The organism is Streptomyces sp. NPDC044704, assembly GCF_056433525.1.
Genome location: NZ_JBWKGY010000001.1, coordinates 299,644 through 314,740 on the forward strand (window position 1 = coordinate 299,644; position 15,097 = coordinate 314,740).

Consider the following 15,097-nt stretch of genomic DNA (forward strand, 5'->3'; position numbering starts at 1 on the left):
CCTACCCGGGCCCGTCCGGGCGCATGCGCGGACGGGCCCGGGGGAGCGGGCCTCAGGAGCCTCCGGAGCCTTCGTCGTAGGTTCCCGCCTGGACCTCCAGGGCGAGTTGCTGAAGCACCTCGATGGAGGAGACGTCCGTACGGCCCTCGTCGTGCGCCATCGCGAGGCTGGTGAAGGCCAGGCTGAAGCCGGACACCATCGTGTGCAGCGCCGGACCGAGCGCCTCGGCCACGATCGTGGCCACCTGCTGCGGGGTCGCGTCGGCCGGGACGCTGATCGAGGGGAGCATCTCGTTCAGGAGCTGGGTGGCGACCCCGGCCGTCGCGCCGGGAAGGTCGTCGGGCTCGCCGGCTTCGGCCGCCCGGCGGATGTCCTGGGCCTCGGTCAGGATGCCGATCACTCGCTTGAGCACTTCAGCGCGTTCCATCCCTGGAGGGTAGCCCCGGGAGGCCCGGGTAGGCGTGGAAGATGAACTACGTGAACACGGGCGCGGAGTACACCCGCGACGGCCGCTACCTGGCCGACCGGATCACGGCGGACGGCCGCGACGGCTTCCCGGTGGAAGCGGGCCGCTACCGGCTGGTGGTCAGCCGTGCCTGCCCGTGGGCGAGCCGGGCGGTGATCGTACGCAGGCTCCTCGGGCTGGAGCGGGTGCTCGGCATGGCCGTCGCCGGGCCCGTGCACGACGAGCGGAGCTGGGCCTTCGACCTCGACCCCGGCGGCCGGGACCCGGTGCTCGGCATCGAGCGCCTCCAGCAGGCCTTCCTCGCCCGCGACCCCGCCTACGACCGCGGGATCACGGTCCCGGCGATCGTGGACGTCACCACCGGCAAGGTGGTGACCAACGACTTCCCGCGGATCACGCTCGACCTGTCGCTGGAGTGGACGCCGTACCACCGCGACGGCGCCCCCGACCTCTATCCGGCCGCGCTGCGCCGGCGCATCGACGCGATCGACGAGGCGGTCTACGCCGACGTCAACAACGGGGTCTACCGGGCCGGGTTCGCGGGGACGCAGGCCTCGTACGTCCGCGCGTACGAGCGGCTCTTCGCCCGGCTCGACGCCCTCTCGCGGCTGCTGTCGGAGTCCCGCTACCTGGTCGGCGACACGATCACCGAGGCCGACGTCCGGCTGTTCACCACGCTCGTGCGCTTCGACGCCGTCTACCACGGGCACTTCAAGTGCAACCGGCGCAAGCTGAGCGAGATGCCGGTCCTGTGGGCGTACGCCCGTGACCTCTTCCAGACGCCCGGCTTCGGCGACACGGTCGACTTCGACCACATCAAACGGCACTACTACACCGTGCACGCCGACATCAATCCCACCGGCATCGTGCCCGCCGGCCCCGACCTGGCGGGCTGGCTGGTACCGCACGGCCGCGAGGCGCTCGGCGGCCGGCCGTTCGGCCGGGGCACACCGCCCGGGCCGGTGGCACCCGGGGAGGAGGTGCCGCCCGGCCACACGCCGTGGGCGGACGCCCCGGCGTAGCGGGGGCCGGCGAGCCGCTACATGTGGGGCTGGCCGTGGTAGCGGGCGAACCGCTCCAGGTAGTTGGGGTCCCCGCGGTACTTCTCCTCGTCGTACTCGGGCGCGTCCTTGATCTGCTCCTTGGTCCGGTCGACGTACACCTTCTCCTCGGCGGTGTCGATCCGGTGGATGGTGCCCGCCGGGAGCAGGACGTGCTTGGCGAAGATCCAGCCCCCGGTGTCGACGACGAGGTACGAGGCCCCGACGTCCTCGGAGTGCTTGTCGATCTTCCCGATGGAGCCGTCCGTGGCCTCGACCTTGTAGCCGGTCAGGTCGAGGCCCTTCTCGTGGCCGGCGTCCCGGCTGTAGCCCCAGATGCCTTGCTCGGTCATGGCGCTCGCCTCACTTCCCCTTCGTGTCCGGGGTGCCCTTCTCGTCCTGCGGGCCCACCCAGCGCTTGCGGCCCGAACCGGCGTCCGCCGTGGGGGACGGCCGGTCGAGGCGGCTCGCCTCGTCCGTGTCGGCGGCGGGGGTCCGCCCGTCCGGCCGCTCCTCGTCGCGGCGGCGGCCGCGCGGTGTGCCGTGGGAGTGGTGCCCGTCGTGGGGTGGGACGCCTCCGGCGCCGCCCTGGTCGTCCATGGCTGCTCCCTCCGGTTTCTCCCCCCGGATGTGCCCCGGCGTGCGGGCCTGCCTGTGGGGCGGCTGCCCCGGCCGCGGCCGGGCGAAACCCGGCGGTCCTCCGTTAGCGGATGCGACCCGCGGGTAGGCGCCCGCCACGGGGTGCGGCTCGGCCACCCAGGCTGCGACGGGGCCGCACCCCGGCTCGGGCGCCCGGCCGCACGCCGGGCCGGGCCTGGCGCGGCCTACGCGCGGACCGGGTAGTCCGTGTAGCCGCGGGCGTCGCCTCCGAAGAAGGTGGCCGGGTCCGGAGTGTTGTACGGGCCCTCGGTGCGCAGGCGGTCCGGGAGGTCGGGGTTCGCGAGGAAGAGGGCGCCGAAGGCGAGCACGTCCGCGGTGCCGTCCTCGATCAGGGTGAGCGCGCGGTGGTCGGTGGGGCCCTCGGTCGCGGGGTTCAGCACGAGCGGACCGGAGAACTGCTTGCGCAGGGCGAGCGTGATGTCGCGTGCCTCGGGGCCGTTCTCCAGTACGTGCAGGTAGGCCAGACCCAGCCCGTCGATCTCCTTGACCAGCGCCTCGTAGACGGGCTGCGGGTCGGGCTCCGCGATGTCGTTGTACGTGTTCCCGGGCGAGACGCGCAGTCCGGTGCGCTCGGCTCCGATCGCCGCGGCGACCGCCTTGACGACCTCGACGGCGAAGCGGACGCGGTTCTCGGGAGTGCCGCCCCACTCGTCGGTGCGCCGGTTCGAGCCCGGGGCCAGGAACTGGTGGATCAGGTAGCCGTTGGCACCGTGCAGCTCGACCCCGTCGAAGCCGGCTTCGACGGCGTTGCGGGCGGCCGCGGCGAAGTCGGCGATGGTCGCCCGGACCTCGGCGCCCGTCAGCTCGTGGGGCGTCTCGAAGTCCTTCATGCCGTCACCGGTGAACAACTGCCCCTGCGGCGTGACGGCGGAGGGGGCGACGGGGATCAGGCCGTCGGGCAGCAGTGACGGGTGCCCGATCCGGCCCGCGTGCATGAGCTGGGCGAAGATCCGGCCGCCGGCCGCGTGGACCGAGTCGGTGACCTCGCGCCAGGCGGCCACCTGCTCGGCGCTGTGCAGACCGGGGGTGAAGGGGTAGCCCTGCCCGACCACGGAGGGCTGGATCCCCTCCGAGATGAGCAGTCCGGCCGAGGCCCGCTGGGTGTAGTACTCGGCGACGAGGGGCGTGGGGAGCCCGCCCTCCGCGGCGCGGCTGCGGGTCATGGGTGCCAGGGCGATCCGGTTGGGGAGCGTGCCGCCGGCGATGCGTACCGAGTCGAAAGCGCTGGTCATATCCGCCTCACAGAGTTAATTGGTCGGCCAATGATTGGCTCTGTGAAGCAGCGTACCCCATTACTTGGCCGACCAAGGTAAAATTTCGGAGGCAGGTAAGGTTCACGGTGTAGGCCACGGACCGGACCCACCGGACCCGACCGAGGAGGAGCGCCGCCATGACCGCGGAAGCCGCTCAGGAACCGCGCGCCACCCCGGACTGTCCGGTACCCAGCGCCGTTCTGGAGGGACCGGTGAGCCACGCGATCAGCCGGGTGGCCCGTCTCCACCGGATAGCGGCCGGCCGGGCCCTGCGCGATCTGGGACTGCATCCGGGGCAGGAGTTCCTGATGATGCACCTGTGGGACAACGGGGCCGTGCGCCAGTCCGAGCTGATCAAGGCGGTCGGCCTGGACCCCTCCACGGTGACCAAGATGCTCCAGCGCCTGGAACACTCCGGGCACGTGCGCCGCCGCCCCGACCCCTCCGACCGGCGGGCCTCCCTGGTCGAGGCGACGGACGGCAGCTGCGGGCTCCTCGCCGAGGTCCGACGCGCCTGGGGCGAGCTGGAAGACCAGACCCTGGACGGCCTCGACGGGGCCGAACGCACCGAACTGGCCCGTCTGCTGGGCAAGGTGGAGGCCGCCCTCTGGACGGAGGTCACCCGGGACGCGGGCGCCGCGTGCGAGGCCGCGTACAAGGAACCCGACATCTGCTGACGCCGCGGGGCCCGTGCACCGGCCCGAAGTGCCGGACGGCAGCGGCTCGTTCAGCTGACGTTCACACCGTGGCCGCACCGCCTCACTACGCTCCCCGCGTCCGTCACTCGCAGGGGAAGGAAACCCGGTGCCGCTCACCGTTTCTGTCCGTAGGGCCGTTCTGCCCGCCGCCGTCCTGGCGGCCGTGGTCATGCCGGCCGCGCCCGCGCACGCGGCTCCCGTCTCCATCACCGCGACCGTCGAGACCGCCCCGGTCTCGCACAGCGGGGACGCGGCCGACGACCCGGCCATCTGGGTCCACCCGACGGACCCCGCCAAGTCCGTGGTCGTCGCCACGGACAAGAAGGGCGCGCTGGAGGTCTACGACCTGTCCGGGGCCCGGATCCAGCGGATCTCCGGCGACCACGGCAACAACGTCGACCTGCGCGGCGACATCGTCGTCTCCGCCGACGACGAGGCCGCCGGCGGCGACGGGGCCATGCACGTCTACCGCATCGACCCCGCGACCCGGCAGCTGAAGCACCTCAAGGACGTCCCCACCGAGGTCACCGCCCACGGCATCTGCCTCTACACCTCCCCGGCCTCCGGGAAGCTGTACGCGTTCCCGAACTCCACCTCCGGCCGCGTCGAGCAGTGGGAACTGGCCGTCGACGGCACCTCGGTGACCGCCACCTCCGTCCGGCTGTGGGACGCGGGCTCCGCCGTCGAGGGCTGCTACGCCGACGAGAGCACCGGCAAGCTCTACCTCGGCGAGGAGGACGTCGGCGTCTGGGTGTACGGCGCCGAACCCACGGCGGGCACCGCGCGCACCAAGCTCGACTCCACCGGATCCGGCGGCCACCTCACCGCCGACGCCGAGGGCATCGCCGCCGCCGGCAACCGGCTCTACGTCTCCTCCCAGGGCAGCGACGACTTCACCGTCTACGACCGCACCACCCGCGCCTACCTCGGCCGCTTCGCCGTCTCCAACGGGACCGCGGCCGACGACTGCGAGGACACCGACGGCATCGACGCCACCGCCGCGAACCTGGGCCCGGCCTTCCCGCAGGGCATCTTCATCTGCCAGGACGGCTCCAACGGAACCCCCGGCACCAGCGGCAACCAGAACTTCAAGTTCGTCCCGCTCCAGCGCGTCACCGCGCACTTCGGCTGACGGCCGCCCCCGTGCGCGGCGGGCCCTACCGGTCGTGTCCGGTCAGGCCCGCCTCGTACGCGGCGATCGCCGCCTCCACCCGGTTGCGGACGCCGAGCTTGCCGAGGACCGCACTGACGTGGGCCTTCACCGTGCCCTCGACCAGCGCCAGCCGGCCGGCGATCTCCGCGTTGGACAGCCCGGCCCCGACCAGCGCCAGGACCTCGTGCTCCCGCTCCGTGAGCCGCTCCACCGCACGCCGCGGCGGCAGCCCGCTCCGCGACCGGCCGTCACGCAGCCCGGCGACCACCCGCGCGGCGATCCGCGGCGACAGGTACGCGCCGCCCGCCGCGACCGCGTGCACCCCGGCCAGCAGCTCCCGGGGGTCGTCCGCCTTCAGCAGGAAACCGCTCGCGCCCTCCCGCAGCGCCCGGTCGATGAACTCGTCCTCACCGAAGGTGGTCAGCATGACCACCGCCGTGCCGGGCAGCTCGCGGTGGATCCGCGCACACGCCGAGATCCCGTCGAGCCCGGGCATCTGGATGTCGAGCAGCGCGACGGCCGGCCGGTGCGCGCGCACCGCCTCGACGGCCTCGAACCCGTCGGCCGCCTCGGCGACGACCTCGACCGCGGGGTCCCGCGCCAGGATCGCGCGCACACCTGCACGGACCATCGCCTCGTCGTCCGCGATCAGCACCTGAACCATCGGCGCAGTCTAACGACGCCCCGCTGAAGGGCCTTTCGACGGGGGACCCCCGACGAAAGTAGGGGCACCGGTCGCCGCCCCGAGGCTGACGCGCGCCACCCGCCCCGGTTCCTACGGTCGTTCCCGTACCGGAAACACCGAAGGGACTGCCGTGATCACCCTGAGAAGGCTCACCAAACGCTACGGCGACACCGTCGCCGTCGACGGCCTCACGCTGGACATCGAGGAAGGACGGGTGACCGGCTTCCTCGGCCCCAACGGGGCCGGGAAATCGACCACGATGAGGATGATCCTCGGTCTCGACCACCCCACGGAGGGCGAAGCGCTCATCGGCGGCAGGCCGTACGCCGCGATCCGCCACCCCCTGCGCGAAGTGGGTGCGCTCCTCGACGCGAAGGCCCTGCACCCCGCCCGCTCCGCGCGCGGCCACCTGATGGCGCAGGCCCGCAGCAACGGCATCCCCGCCCGCAGGGTGGACGAGGTACTGGAGACGGTGGGCCTCGCCAAGGTGGCCCGGCGCCGCGCGGGGGCGTTCTCCCTGGGCATGCACCAGCGCCTCGGGATCGCCGGGGCCCTCCTCGGAGACCCCGGGGTCCTCGTCTTCGACGAGCCCGTCAACGGCCTGGACCCCGACGGCGTCCGCTGGGTGCGCGAACTCGTGCGCGCCCAGGCCGCGGAGGGCAAGACCGTCCTCCTCTCCAGCCACCTCATGAGCGAGATGCAGCTGACGGCCGACCAGCTCGTCGTCATCGGCAGGGGCAGGCTGCTCGCGAACACCGGGATGGCCGAGTTCCTCGCCCGCAGCGCGTCGGCCTCGGTCCGGGTGCGCGTGCCGGACCCCGGCGACCGGCGCACCCTGACCGGCCACCTGACCGCGCGGGCCGACGTGACGGTGGAGCCGGCCGGCGCTGCGGAGGCGGACGAGCTCGCCGTAAGGGGCCGCACCGCGGAGGAGGTCGGGGACCTGGCCCACCGGCTCGGCGTCCGGCTGCACCGGCTGGACGGCGTCCCCGCCTCCCTGGAACAGGCGTACATGGAACTGACCGCGCGCAGCGTGGAGTACGGAGCCCCGGGCACCACCGCCGCGGCCCCGAACCCGACCCGGAAGACCGAGGTGTGACCCGCATGCCGTCCGTCCGGAACATCCAGAACGTCCCGCCGGCCCAGAAGGTCTCACCGGCCCGGAACGTCCCGCCAGCCCGGAACGTCCCGGCCGGCGGGGGCCTCGCCGGCGCCGTCGCGGCCGAGTGGGCCAAACTGTGGTCCCTGCGCACCCCGTACGTCTGCCTCCTCGCCGGAACCCTGCTGACCGGGGTGTTCACCTTCTACTACGGCTCCATCGCCCGGATCAACGACAAGCCGGTCCAGCCGCTCGGCAACGCCCCGGTCTCGTCCGTCATGCTGGTCCAGTTCGTGATCGTCGTCCTGGCCATGCTCATGGTCACGAGCGAGTACGGCACGGGCAGCATCCGCACCTCGCTGCTCTGGGTGCCCGTCAGGCACCGCGTGCAGCTGGCCAAATCGCTCGTCGCCGCCGGGGTGTCGTTCGCCGCCGGAGTCCTGTACACCGTCCTCGGCATGGCCGTCGCCTGGATCCCCTTCCGGGGACACGCCTCCTTCGACGCCTCCGAGGCGGCCGCGCAGACCCTGGCGGTCGGCGTCTACTGCGCCCTGACCGCCGTCCTGACCGTCGGAGCGGCGTTCGCGCTGCGGACGGCCGCCGGAACCCTGTCGGCGGTCTTCGTCGTGCTCTCCGTGCTGCCGAGCATGTGCACGGCCCTGGGCGGACCGTTCCTGCTGGCCGTGAACGAGTACCTGCCGCAGACCTCCGGCGGCCACTTCATGCTCGGGTCGGGCAGCGGCCCCCACCCGCCTTCCGTCGGGCTGCTGATCGTGGTGGCCTGGACGGCGGCCGCCCATCTGGCCGGCCGTTTCGTCCTGCGCCGCCGCGACGCGTAGACCGGCGGGCGGCGCGGGTAGCCTCGTCGGCCGGGGCGGGGGACACGAGAACGACCAAGGGGGGTGCGGCGGGTGAAGACGCCGGGAATCGCCACGGCGGCCGGGCCGCTACGGGGGAGGGCCGCGCGGGACCTGGCCCTGTGGGCGGCGCTGTCGGCCGCCGGTGTCCACGCCTACCGGCAGCAGGCGCAACCCTCGCTCCTGCTCACGGTGGTGCTGCCGCTGCTGGTCCTCGCGGTGGCGGTGCCCGGCAGCCGCGCCCGGCCCGGCACGGCCGTGTTCCTCGCCAACGCCCTCTGCGCGCTGGGCCTGGCCCACCCCGTGCCGGCCGCCAGCCCCTACCTGCTGGCCCTCGCCGTGATGACGTACCTCCTCGGCAGCAGATCGGCGGCCACCCGGGAGGCGCTCCTGCTCTTCGGCGCCTGCACGGCCGTCCACCTCGCGGTGTGCGCCGTGCTGCGAGTCGACGCCGTGTACTGGTTCTACACGCTCTCGCTGGTGCCCCTCGCCCTGGTCCTGCCCTGGCTCGCCGGCCGTTACCGGCGGGCCCGCCGGGCCCTGGTGCGCGGCGGCTGGCAGCGGGCGCGCGCCCTGGAGCAGCGGCAGCGGTACGTCGCCGAGCGGGCCGGGCTCAGGGAGCGGGCCCGGATCGCGGCCGACATGCACGACTCGCTCGGCCACGAACTCAGCCTCATCGCCCTGCGCGCGGGGGCCCTGGAGCTGTCGCCGACGCTCACCGGCCAGGACCGGGCGGACCTCGCCGAGCTCCGCGCCGCCGTCGCGGACGCGGTCGGCCACCTGCGCGACACCATCGGCGTCCTGCGGGCCGGCGGCGGCGCCGGCCCCGAACCGTCGCCGTCACCCTCCCCGGCCGAGTCGGTGGAGGACCTCGTCCGCCGGGTCCGGGGGTCCGGGGTCACGGCGGAACTGCTGCGCGAGGGCGAGGCACCCCGGCACTCCCCGCTGGTGGACCGCACGCTGTACCGGGTGGTCCAGGAGTCGGTGACCAACGCCGTCAAGCACGCCCCCGGATCCGCGATCCGGATACGCCTCACCCACCGGGACGGCCGGACCGTCGTACGGGTCACCAACGCGGCCCCCGCCCCGCCGGTGCGGGTCCCTGCGGGCGGCGGCCACGGGCTGCCCGGGCTGCGCGAACGGGTCCGGCTGATCGGCGGCACCCTGCGCGCCGCACCCCGCGCGGGCGGCTACGAACTCCTCGCGACGCTCCCGGACCGGGTCGCGCCGCACCGCCCGGCCGCTCCGGCGCAGCCGCGGCCGGACCCGGCCCCCGCGACCGACGCGGACGCGGATCCGTACGGGGACCTCGACGCGGACCCGGCCGGGGCCCCGTACCCCGATCCTGACGGGCCGTCGCCGACCGGGCGCCGGCTCGCCGAGGTCCGGCGCCGGGCCCGGCGCCGGTTCGCCCTCGCGGCCGCCGTACCGGCCGGGTTCGGGATCCTGACCCTGGTCTGCGCGGCGTACCTCGCCCAGCAGCTCACCAGCTGCGTCCTGAACCCGGCGGACTTCGCCTCCCTGCGGCCGGGCCAGGACCGCACGGAGGTCGCCCGCGTCCTGCCGGCCCAGGAGTTCCGCTACCTGCCGGACGCGGTGAGGGCCCGGCCCGTACCCCCGGGCGCGGTGTGCGCGTACTACCGCTCCAACGGGAACCTCCTGGAGCCGGTGGACGTGTACCGGCTCTGCTACGACGGCCCGCGCCTGCTGACCGCGGAGGCCCTGCCGGGACGGCCCGGGTAAGAGCGGGCCGTGACGGTCCGAGGCCGGACCCCGGCACTGCGTACCGGGCAGTAATATGGTCGTCCGTGGCAGTTTCTCTGATTTCTCCGTGCTTGCTCGCATTGTCGGGGTGAGGCGCGGACGCGTACGCATCCGCTGCCACCGAACCGACCTGCCGGTCCGACCAACCGGTGAGGCGGGGGAACGACGAGCACGACCGGTGCGGGGGACCCCTGATCGGCGGGACGGAAGGGGGGCGGCGTGTCCGTGCGCGAAGCCGTCGGGGAAGACGGCTCGGAACGCCTGGCGTTCGCGGTACTGGGACCGGTGCGCGTCTGGAGCGAAGGGCGGGCCGTCAAGCCCGGTTCGCCCCAACAGCAGGCCGTGCTCACGCAGTTGCTGCTGCGTCCCGGCTTCGGCGTCTCGATGCACGACCTGATGTGGGGCGTGTGGGGGGACGGGTCGCCGGACGGCGCCGTCTCCCACGTCCGTACCTACGCGTGGCGGCTGCGGCGGCTCCTGGAGCCCGACCCCGCCGCCCCCCGCGTCCTGGTGTCCGTCGGCGACGGCTACCGGCTCGACGTACCGGAAGGAGCGGTGGACGCTCCGCGTGCCGCGGGCCTGGCCGACGCGGCGGCCGGGGCGCGGGCGGCGGGCGACCTGACCGGTGCGCACCGGCTCGTCACGTCGGCGCTCGAACTGTGGCACGGCGAGCCGCTGTCGAAGGTGCCCGGGCCCTTCGCCGAGCGCGAGCGGGACCGGTGGAACGAGCTGCGGACCGCCCTCCTGGAGGAGAAGTACGAGGTGGCGCTGGCCCTCGGCCAGTACCAGGCGGCCATACCCGAGCTGACCGTACTGGCCGCCGAGCACCCCGGGCGCGAACGGCTGCACGGACTGCTCATGCGCGCGCTGCACGGCACCGGACGCACGCCCGAAGCGCTCGCGCTGTTCCAGCAGGTGCGCCGCAGGCTCGTCGAAGAGCAAGGGGTCGAGCCGGGCGCCGAGCTGACGTCCCTCCACCGCCGGCTGTACACGTCCCCGCAGGCGCCCGCGGACGACCTCGGCCCCCGCGAGAGCGTGACCGCCGGGAGCCCGCCCGCCCCGGCCGGTACCGCCACGGGCGGGGAAGCCGGGCCCGCCGGGACGTTCCGGCCCACCGTTCCCGCACAGCTGCCGCGCGCCGTGTCCGACTTCGTCGGGCGCGCCGCCGAGATCGACACGCTGCGCGCCCTCCTCGTCGGTACGGACCGCGACAGCCTTCCCCTCGCCGCCGTCTCCGGAATGGGCGGCATCGGCAAGACGTCCCTGGTCCTGCACGTCGCCCACCAGGTCCGCGACCACTACCCGGACGGCCAGCTCTACGCCGACCTGCGGGGGATGGAACGGGACCCGGAGGCTCCGGGCATCGTCCTCGGTGCCTTCCTCGAAGGGCTCGGCTATCCGCTGAAACTGCTTCCGGACACGGTCGAGGGCCGGTCGAGGCTCCTGCGCACGGTGCTCGACGGGCGGCGCGTGCTGATGGTGCTGGACAACGCGGCCGACGCGGCCCAGGTCCGCCACCTGATACCGGGGGCCGCCACCTGCGCCGTGCTGGTCACCAGCCGCGGCCAGCTCGCCAGCCTCGAAGGCGCGGTGCAGCTCTGCCTCGGGCGCCTGCTCCCGGGGGAATCCATCAGCCTGGTCGGCAGCATCATCGGGCGCGACCGGCTGGGCGCCGAACGGGAAGCGGCCCGCGCCCTCGTCGGGGCCTGCGGTCAGCTGCCCCTCGCGACCCGGATCGTGGCCGCCCGCCTGGCGGCCCGGCCCGGCTGGCCGCTCGCGGTCCTCACCGCCCGGCTCACGGACGAGGCCCGCAAGGTGTCCGAGCTGAAGGTCGGCGACCTGGCCGTCGAAGCGGCCTTCGACCTCAGCTACCGCCACCTCACCCCGGACCAGGCGCGGGCCTTCCGCCTGATCGCGGTGGCCACGGCCGCCGAGCTGGGACTGGACGCGGCCGGTGCGATCCTGGGTACCGCCGAGTTCGACACCGAAGACCTGCTGGAGGAGCTCGTCAGCGCCTCCATGCTGGAATCGCCGGCCCCCGGACGCTACCGGCTGCACGATCTGCTGCGCCTGTTCGGACGGGGCCGGGCCCTCGTCCACGACCGGGCCGAAGCGGACCTCGCCTATGAGAACCTGCTCGGCTACCTGCTCGCCACCGCGTGCAACGCCTTCGAACGGCTCGTACCCGGCGACCCGGTGGCCGGTACGCTCGCCTCGCTCGGCACCCGGGGCACCGAGCTCGCGGACGCGGCCGAGGCCCGGGCGTGGGCGGCCGCACACTTCGAACTCGCCGTACTCGCCCTGCAGTCGTGCGCCGGCCCCGGCGCCGGGGCCCCGGCCCAGGGGCTGCTGCCCGCGGCCACCGATCTGCTGGTGGCACTGAGCCCCTTCGTCGGCGACCTGCGCCACGAGCAGCTGGCCCCCGCGGCGCTGACGGTCGCCGCTGCCGCCAAGGGGCGGGGCGACCTGCGTTCGTACGGCCGGGCCGAATGGCTGAGCTGCTCCTTCGCCCTGCGCGCGGGCCGGCCGTCCGCGGCGTACGCCCATGCCCGGCAGGCCGTGGAAGCCTGCCGCCTCGCGGGGGACCTCGTGATCCTGCGCCAGGCGCTCAACGACCTGGGACTGATCGCCGTCTCGCTGGGCGACTTCGCGGAGGCGATCGTCCGGTACGAGGAGGCGATCGTGCTGGCGCGCGAACTCGGCCACCGCTCGGGGGAGATCGCCACCAGCCTGAACTGCGCCCTGGCGCAGGCGCGTTCAGGGGGCACGGAGGCGGCGATGCGGACGGCGGAGGCGATGCTGGAGGCCGGGCGCGCCCTCGACGACGCGGCCGCGGTGGCGTACGCGCTGTACGTGCAGGGCATCGCGCTCAGCGAGGCCGGCCGCCACGAGGAGGCCGCGCGCCGGCAGACCGAGGCCCTGGACGCCTGCCTGCGCGCCGGGGACGGGGGCCGGGAGGTCCACGTCCGCTACCGGCTCGCCGACACGCTGCGGTTGCTCGGCCGTCATCCCGCCGCCGAGTCCGAGGCGCGGCGGGCGATCGCCCTGGCCCGACGGCGCGGCGACGAGCAGGCCGAATGCCACGCCCTGCTGGTGTGCGGGAAGGTGTTCCTGGACCGCGCGGAGCCGGAAGGGGCGCGGGCGTTCCTGGAACAGGCGCTGCACATCCACGACCGCCTTCCCCTGGCCGGCCGGGAGGAGACCGTCGAGCTGCTGAGCAGGCTGGGCCCTCCCGCGTAGAGCGGATTCCGGCCGGCGCCGACAACACCGTAGGGACCACCGACCTGGTGGTCCCTACGGCGTTTCCGAACGGGCAGGGCGACGGACCGGTACCGTCCGCCGGGGTCAGTTCCCGGTGTTGTTCCAGTTCGGGTCGATGACGGACGGGTTGACGACCGACTGATCGATGACGGACGGGTCGATGACGGACGGGTCGATGACGGACGGGTCGATGACGGTCCCGTTCGGGGCGGAGCCGGAGGCGCTCGTGACGCTCCCGTTCCCGGCGTGGGCCGCCGGCCACAGCCCGGCGTCCGAGACCAGGGCGCCCGACACCACCGCGGCCGCCGCGCAGAGCGACAGCAGTGCGGAAACCATCTGGGGCCGGCGAGCGGAAACGGTGCGGCGGTGGTTCATGAGAGGCCTTTTCCATCCAGGTGAAGGGGCGAACGACAACGACTCTTCCACCGGTCGCCGCAGGGCCGATCTACAACCGATCGACGACCCGGCCGAATCCGTAGATCGCGCCGTCGATCGGGCGTCCATCGCCGCCCTCCTAGAGTCGGCGGTGTTCCCGGGAAGCGCCCCCGAACGCGTCCGACACACCCGTGGCCGTCCTTCAACTGCCCTGTGCAGAAGCTCTGTTGAAGGAGAGCGGGGTGTCCTGCGCGGTGCGCGCCCGGCCCCCGACGAGAGAAGGCCCCATGCACCACGACCGCGCGCCCGGCACCGGGAGAGCCCCCCTCAGCGTCCTGCTGGTGACCCCCGACGGCTACCGGCTGCCCGGGCTGGCGGAGCGCCTGGACCGGGCCGTCGAGGCACACGGCCTGCGCGTGGTGAACCGCTGCCCGCACGTTCTCGGCGCCGACGACATCGCGGACGTGTGGCCCTGCCTCGTCGACGGCTCCCACCCCGTGGCCCACCAGCTGACCCTGCACCGCATGGGCGAGGGGGCCTGCGAGGTGCTCGTCGTGACGGGCCCGGACGTGGTGCCGCGGTGCGCCGCCGTACAGGCCGACGTCAGACGCGACTTCGGCGACACCCCCCTCGCCCCCCGCGTGCACACCCCCGCCGACCCGGACGAGGCCGCCCACTGGGTCGCCGCGTTCCTGCACGGCCCGCCGCCGGGCGCCCCGGGCCGGCGCCGTCGCACCCCCGCGCCCGTCCCCGGAGCCTTCGGCCGGCTCGCCGCGCTGCCGGCCGAGGAGATCCGGTGTGCGGTACGGGACACCTGGGAGGAGTCGCGGAGCGGGCGGCGGCCCCCGCTGGGACCGGAGGCGGTGCCCGGCGAGTACGCCACCTACCTGCTGCCGGGCGACCCGCACTCCCTCGACTACGGCCTGTCCGTACTCGCCGACGCCCTCCCGTACACGGCGCTCCGCCACCTCGTCCGCGCCTACGTGGAGCGGGACGCCCGGGGCGAGAGCCGGCTGTACACGGGCACGGCCGGGGCGACCGGGCTCCTGGCCGACCGCATCACGGCCGCCGGGCTCTTCGCCCAGGCCCGTGCCGTACGCCACCCCACCGGATGACCCCGGGGGATCCGTCCCCGCCCCCGTCCCACCACCCGACACCGAAGATCGCAGGCAGACACGTGCTCACTTCGTCCCCGACCTCCCTCGGCTCCCACACCGTCCTGCTCTCCCGCGCCCAGGCGGGGGACCGGCAGGCCATGAACGACCTGCTGCTCCACATCACCCCCTTCGTCCGCCAGGTGTGCTCCTCGATCGCACAGCGCCACAGCTCCGACGCCTTCCAGGAAGCGATGATCGCGATCTACCGGAGCATCCGGGACCTCCGCGAGCCGGCCGCCTTCTACGGCTGGGTCCGCGCCGTCGCCAGCAGGGAGGCGGTGCGGACCTCGAAGCGGCTGAGCAAGGGCAGCACCGAGGGCCTCGCCGAGGCCGAGCACACGGCGGACCCGCTGATGCGGGTGCACATCTCCGACGTCATGAACCGGCTGCCCGAGCGGCACCAGCAAGTGCTCACCCTGCGCGCGCTGTACGGCCTGAGCGAGGAGGAGGCGGCGACGGTGCTCGCCGTACCGATCGGGACCGTCCGCTCCCGCCTGCACCGGGCCCGGCGCAATTTCCGCGAAGCCTGGTGAGCCCCCGGCCCACCGCACGGACGGCGGCCCCGCGGCGGGGACACCCGCCGCCCCGCACCCGCGGCGGTCCCGGAACACCGCGCCGACGCGGCCCCG

General features: G+C 74.2%; 15 protein-coding genes. 9 read left to right on the forward strand and 6 right to left on the reverse strand.

Features of this window, described 5'->3' with window-relative positions:
* Window positions 1-52 precede the first annotated feature (52 nt).
* The gene (locus tag AC07B0_RS01370) at window positions 53-427 is read right to left on the reverse strand and encodes a hypothetical protein (RefSeq protein WP_356871656.1); all 375 of its coding nucleotides are present in this window, start codon (window positions 425-427) and stop codon (window positions 53-55) included.
* Between the two features lie 41 nt (window positions 428-468).
* On the opposite strand from AC07B0_RS01370, the gene AC07B0_RS01375 reads away from it, so the two are divergent.
* Complete coding sequence (locus AC07B0_RS01375; protein ID WP_478896141.1) at window positions 469-1,488, forward strand: glutathione S-transferase family protein; 1,020 nt, start codon at window positions 469-471, stop codon at window positions 1,486-1,488.
* Window positions 1,489-1,505: 17 nt separating this feature from the next.
* Here the strand turns inward: AC07B0_RS01375 and AC07B0_RS01380 are convergent, their stop codons facing one another.
* The 3 genes from AC07B0_RS01380 to AC07B0_RS01390 all read right to left on the reverse strand — a co-directional run bounded on the left by AC07B0_RS01380 (window position 1,506) and on the right by AC07B0_RS01390 (window position 3,398).
* The gene (locus AC07B0_RS01380) at window positions 1,506-1,859 is read right to left on the reverse strand and encodes a PRC-barrel domain-containing protein (RefSeq protein ID WP_356871652.1); all 354 of its coding nucleotides are present in this window, start codon (window positions 1,857-1,859) and stop codon (window positions 1,506-1,508) included.
* A 10-nt stretch (window positions 1,860-1,869) separates the two neighbouring features.
* Entirely contained in the window at window positions 1,870-2,106 is a 237-nt protein-coding gene (locus tag AC07B0_RS01385; RefSeq protein ID WP_356871650.1) for a hypothetical protein, read from the reverse strand.
* A gap of 224 nt (window positions 2,107-2,330) precedes the next feature.
* Entirely contained in the window at window positions 2,331-3,398 is a 1,068-nt protein-coding gene (locus tag AC07B0_RS01390) for an alkene reductase (protein WP_356871648.1), read from the reverse strand.
* Between the two features lie 158 nt (window positions 3,399-3,556).
* Here AC07B0_RS01390 and AC07B0_RS01395 point away from each other — a divergent pair, with 158 nt between their 5' ends.
* Both AC07B0_RS01395 and AC07B0_RS01400 read left to right on the forward strand, forming a co-directional pair.
* The gene (locus AC07B0_RS01395; protein WP_356871646.1) at window positions 3,557-4,096 is read left to right on the forward strand and encodes a MarR family winged helix-turn-helix transcriptional regulator; all 540 of its coding nucleotides are present in this window, start codon (window positions 3,557-3,559) and stop codon (window positions 4,094-4,096) included.
* 127 nt (window positions 4,097-4,223) lie between these two features.
* On the forward strand, window positions 4,224-5,249 hold the full coding sequence (locus tag AC07B0_RS01400; RefSeq protein ID WP_478896143.1) for a phytase: 1,026 nt from the start codon (window positions 4,224-4,226) through the stop codon (window positions 5,247-5,249).
* Window positions 5,250-5,274: 25 nt separating this feature from the next.
* On the opposite strand, the gene AC07B0_RS01405 is transcribed toward AC07B0_RS01400, so the two are convergent.
* The gene (locus tag AC07B0_RS01405; protein ID WP_478896145.1) at window positions 5,275-5,934 is read right to left on the reverse strand and encodes a response regulator; all 660 of its coding nucleotides are present in this window, start codon (window positions 5,932-5,934) and stop codon (window positions 5,275-5,277) included.
* A 151-nt stretch (window positions 5,935-6,085) separates the two neighbouring features.
* Here AC07B0_RS01405 and AC07B0_RS01410 point away from each other — a divergent pair, with 151 nt between their 5' ends.
* The 4 genes from AC07B0_RS01410 (at window position 6,086) to AC07B0_RS01425 (ending at window position 12,915) form a co-directional block, all read left to right on the forward strand.
* Window positions 6,086-7,054 (forward strand): ATP-binding cassette domain-containing protein, encoded by a 969-nt coding sequence (locus AC07B0_RS01410; protein WP_478896147.1) that lies wholly within the window; start codon window positions 6,086-6,088, stop codon window positions 7,052-7,054.
* 5 nt (window positions 7,055-7,059) lie between these two features.
* Window positions 7,060-7,893: an ABC transporter permease gene (locus AC07B0_RS01415; RefSeq protein WP_478896149.1), complete on the forward strand. Its 834-nt coding sequence runs from the start codon at window positions 7,060-7,062 to the stop codon at window positions 7,891-7,893.
* Between the two features lie 72 nt (window positions 7,894-7,965).
* Window positions 7,966-9,654 (forward strand): sensor histidine kinase, encoded by a 1,689-nt coding sequence (locus tag AC07B0_RS01420; protein ID WP_478896150.1) that lies wholly within the window; start codon window positions 7,966-7,968, stop codon window positions 9,652-9,654.
* Window positions 9,655-9,894: 240 nt separating this feature from the next.
* Complete coding sequence (locus AC07B0_RS01425) at window positions 9,895-12,915, forward strand: AfsR/SARP family transcriptional regulator (RefSeq protein WP_478896152.1); 3,021 nt, start codon at window positions 9,895-9,897, stop codon at window positions 12,913-12,915.
* Between the two features lie 105 nt (window positions 12,916-13,020).
* Here AC07B0_RS01425 and AC07B0_RS01430 read toward each other — a convergent pair whose 3' ends face one another.
* Window positions 13,021-13,311: a hypothetical protein gene (locus tag AC07B0_RS01430; protein WP_469378927.1), complete on the reverse strand. Its 291-nt coding sequence runs from the start codon at window positions 13,309-13,311 to the stop codon at window positions 13,021-13,023.
* Between the two features lie 287 nt (window positions 13,312-13,598).
* Between AC07B0_RS01430 and AC07B0_RS01435 the strand changes: the two genes are divergently transcribed.
* Window positions 13,599-14,426, forward strand: a complete 828-nt coding sequence (locus AC07B0_RS01435) for a hypothetical protein (RefSeq protein WP_469378925.1) — start codon at window positions 13,599-13,601, stop codon at window positions 14,424-14,426.
* A gap of 62 nt (window positions 14,427-14,488) precedes the next feature.
* Entirely contained in the window at window positions 14,489-15,001 is a 513-nt protein-coding gene (locus AC07B0_RS01440) for an RNA polymerase sigma factor (protein WP_356871628.1), read from the forward strand.
* Window positions 15,002-15,097: the final 96 nt, after the last annotated feature.

Bases quoted from the DNA above. Each gene is read 5' to 3' on its own strand.
- AC07B0_RS01390 (WP_356871648.1), bottom strand. From the start codon at position 3,398: ATGACCAGCGCTTTCGACTCGGTACGCATCGCCGGCGGCACGCTCCCC.
- AC07B0_RS01405 (WP_478896145.1), bottom strand. From the start codon at position 5,934: ATGGTTCAGGTGCTGATCGCGGACGACGAGGCGATGGTCCGTGCAGGT.
- AC07B0_RS01380 (WP_356871652.1), bottom strand. From the start codon at position 1,859: ATGACCGAGCAAGGCATCTGGGGCTACAGCCGGGACGCCGGCCACGAG.
- AC07B0_RS01375 (WP_478896141.1), top strand. From the start codon at position 469: ATGAACTACGTGAACACGGGCGCGGAGTACACCCGCGACGGCCGCTAC.
- AC07B0_RS01385 (WP_356871650.1), bottom strand. From the start codon at position 2,106: ATGGACGACCAGGGCGGCGCCGGAGGCGTCCCACCCCACGACGGGCAC.
- AC07B0_RS01395 (WP_356871646.1), top strand. From the start codon at position 3,557: ATGACCGCGGAAGCCGCTCAGGAACCGCGCGCCACCCCGGACTGTCCG.
- AC07B0_RS01435 (WP_469378925.1), top strand. From the start codon at position 13,599: ATGCACCACGACCGCGCGCCCGGCACCGGGAGAGCCCCCCTCAGCGTC.
- AC07B0_RS01430 (WP_469378927.1), bottom strand. From the start codon at position 13,311: ATGAACCACCGCCGCACCGTTTCCGCTCGCCGGCCCCAGATGGTTTCC.
- AC07B0_RS01370 (WP_356871656.1), bottom strand. From the start codon at position 427: ATGGAACGCGCTGAAGTGCTCAAGCGAGTGATCGGCATCCTGACCGAG.
- AC07B0_RS01415 (WP_478896149.1), top strand. From the start codon at position 7,060: ATGCCGTCCGTCCGGAACATCCAGAACGTCCCGCCGGCCCAGAAGGTC.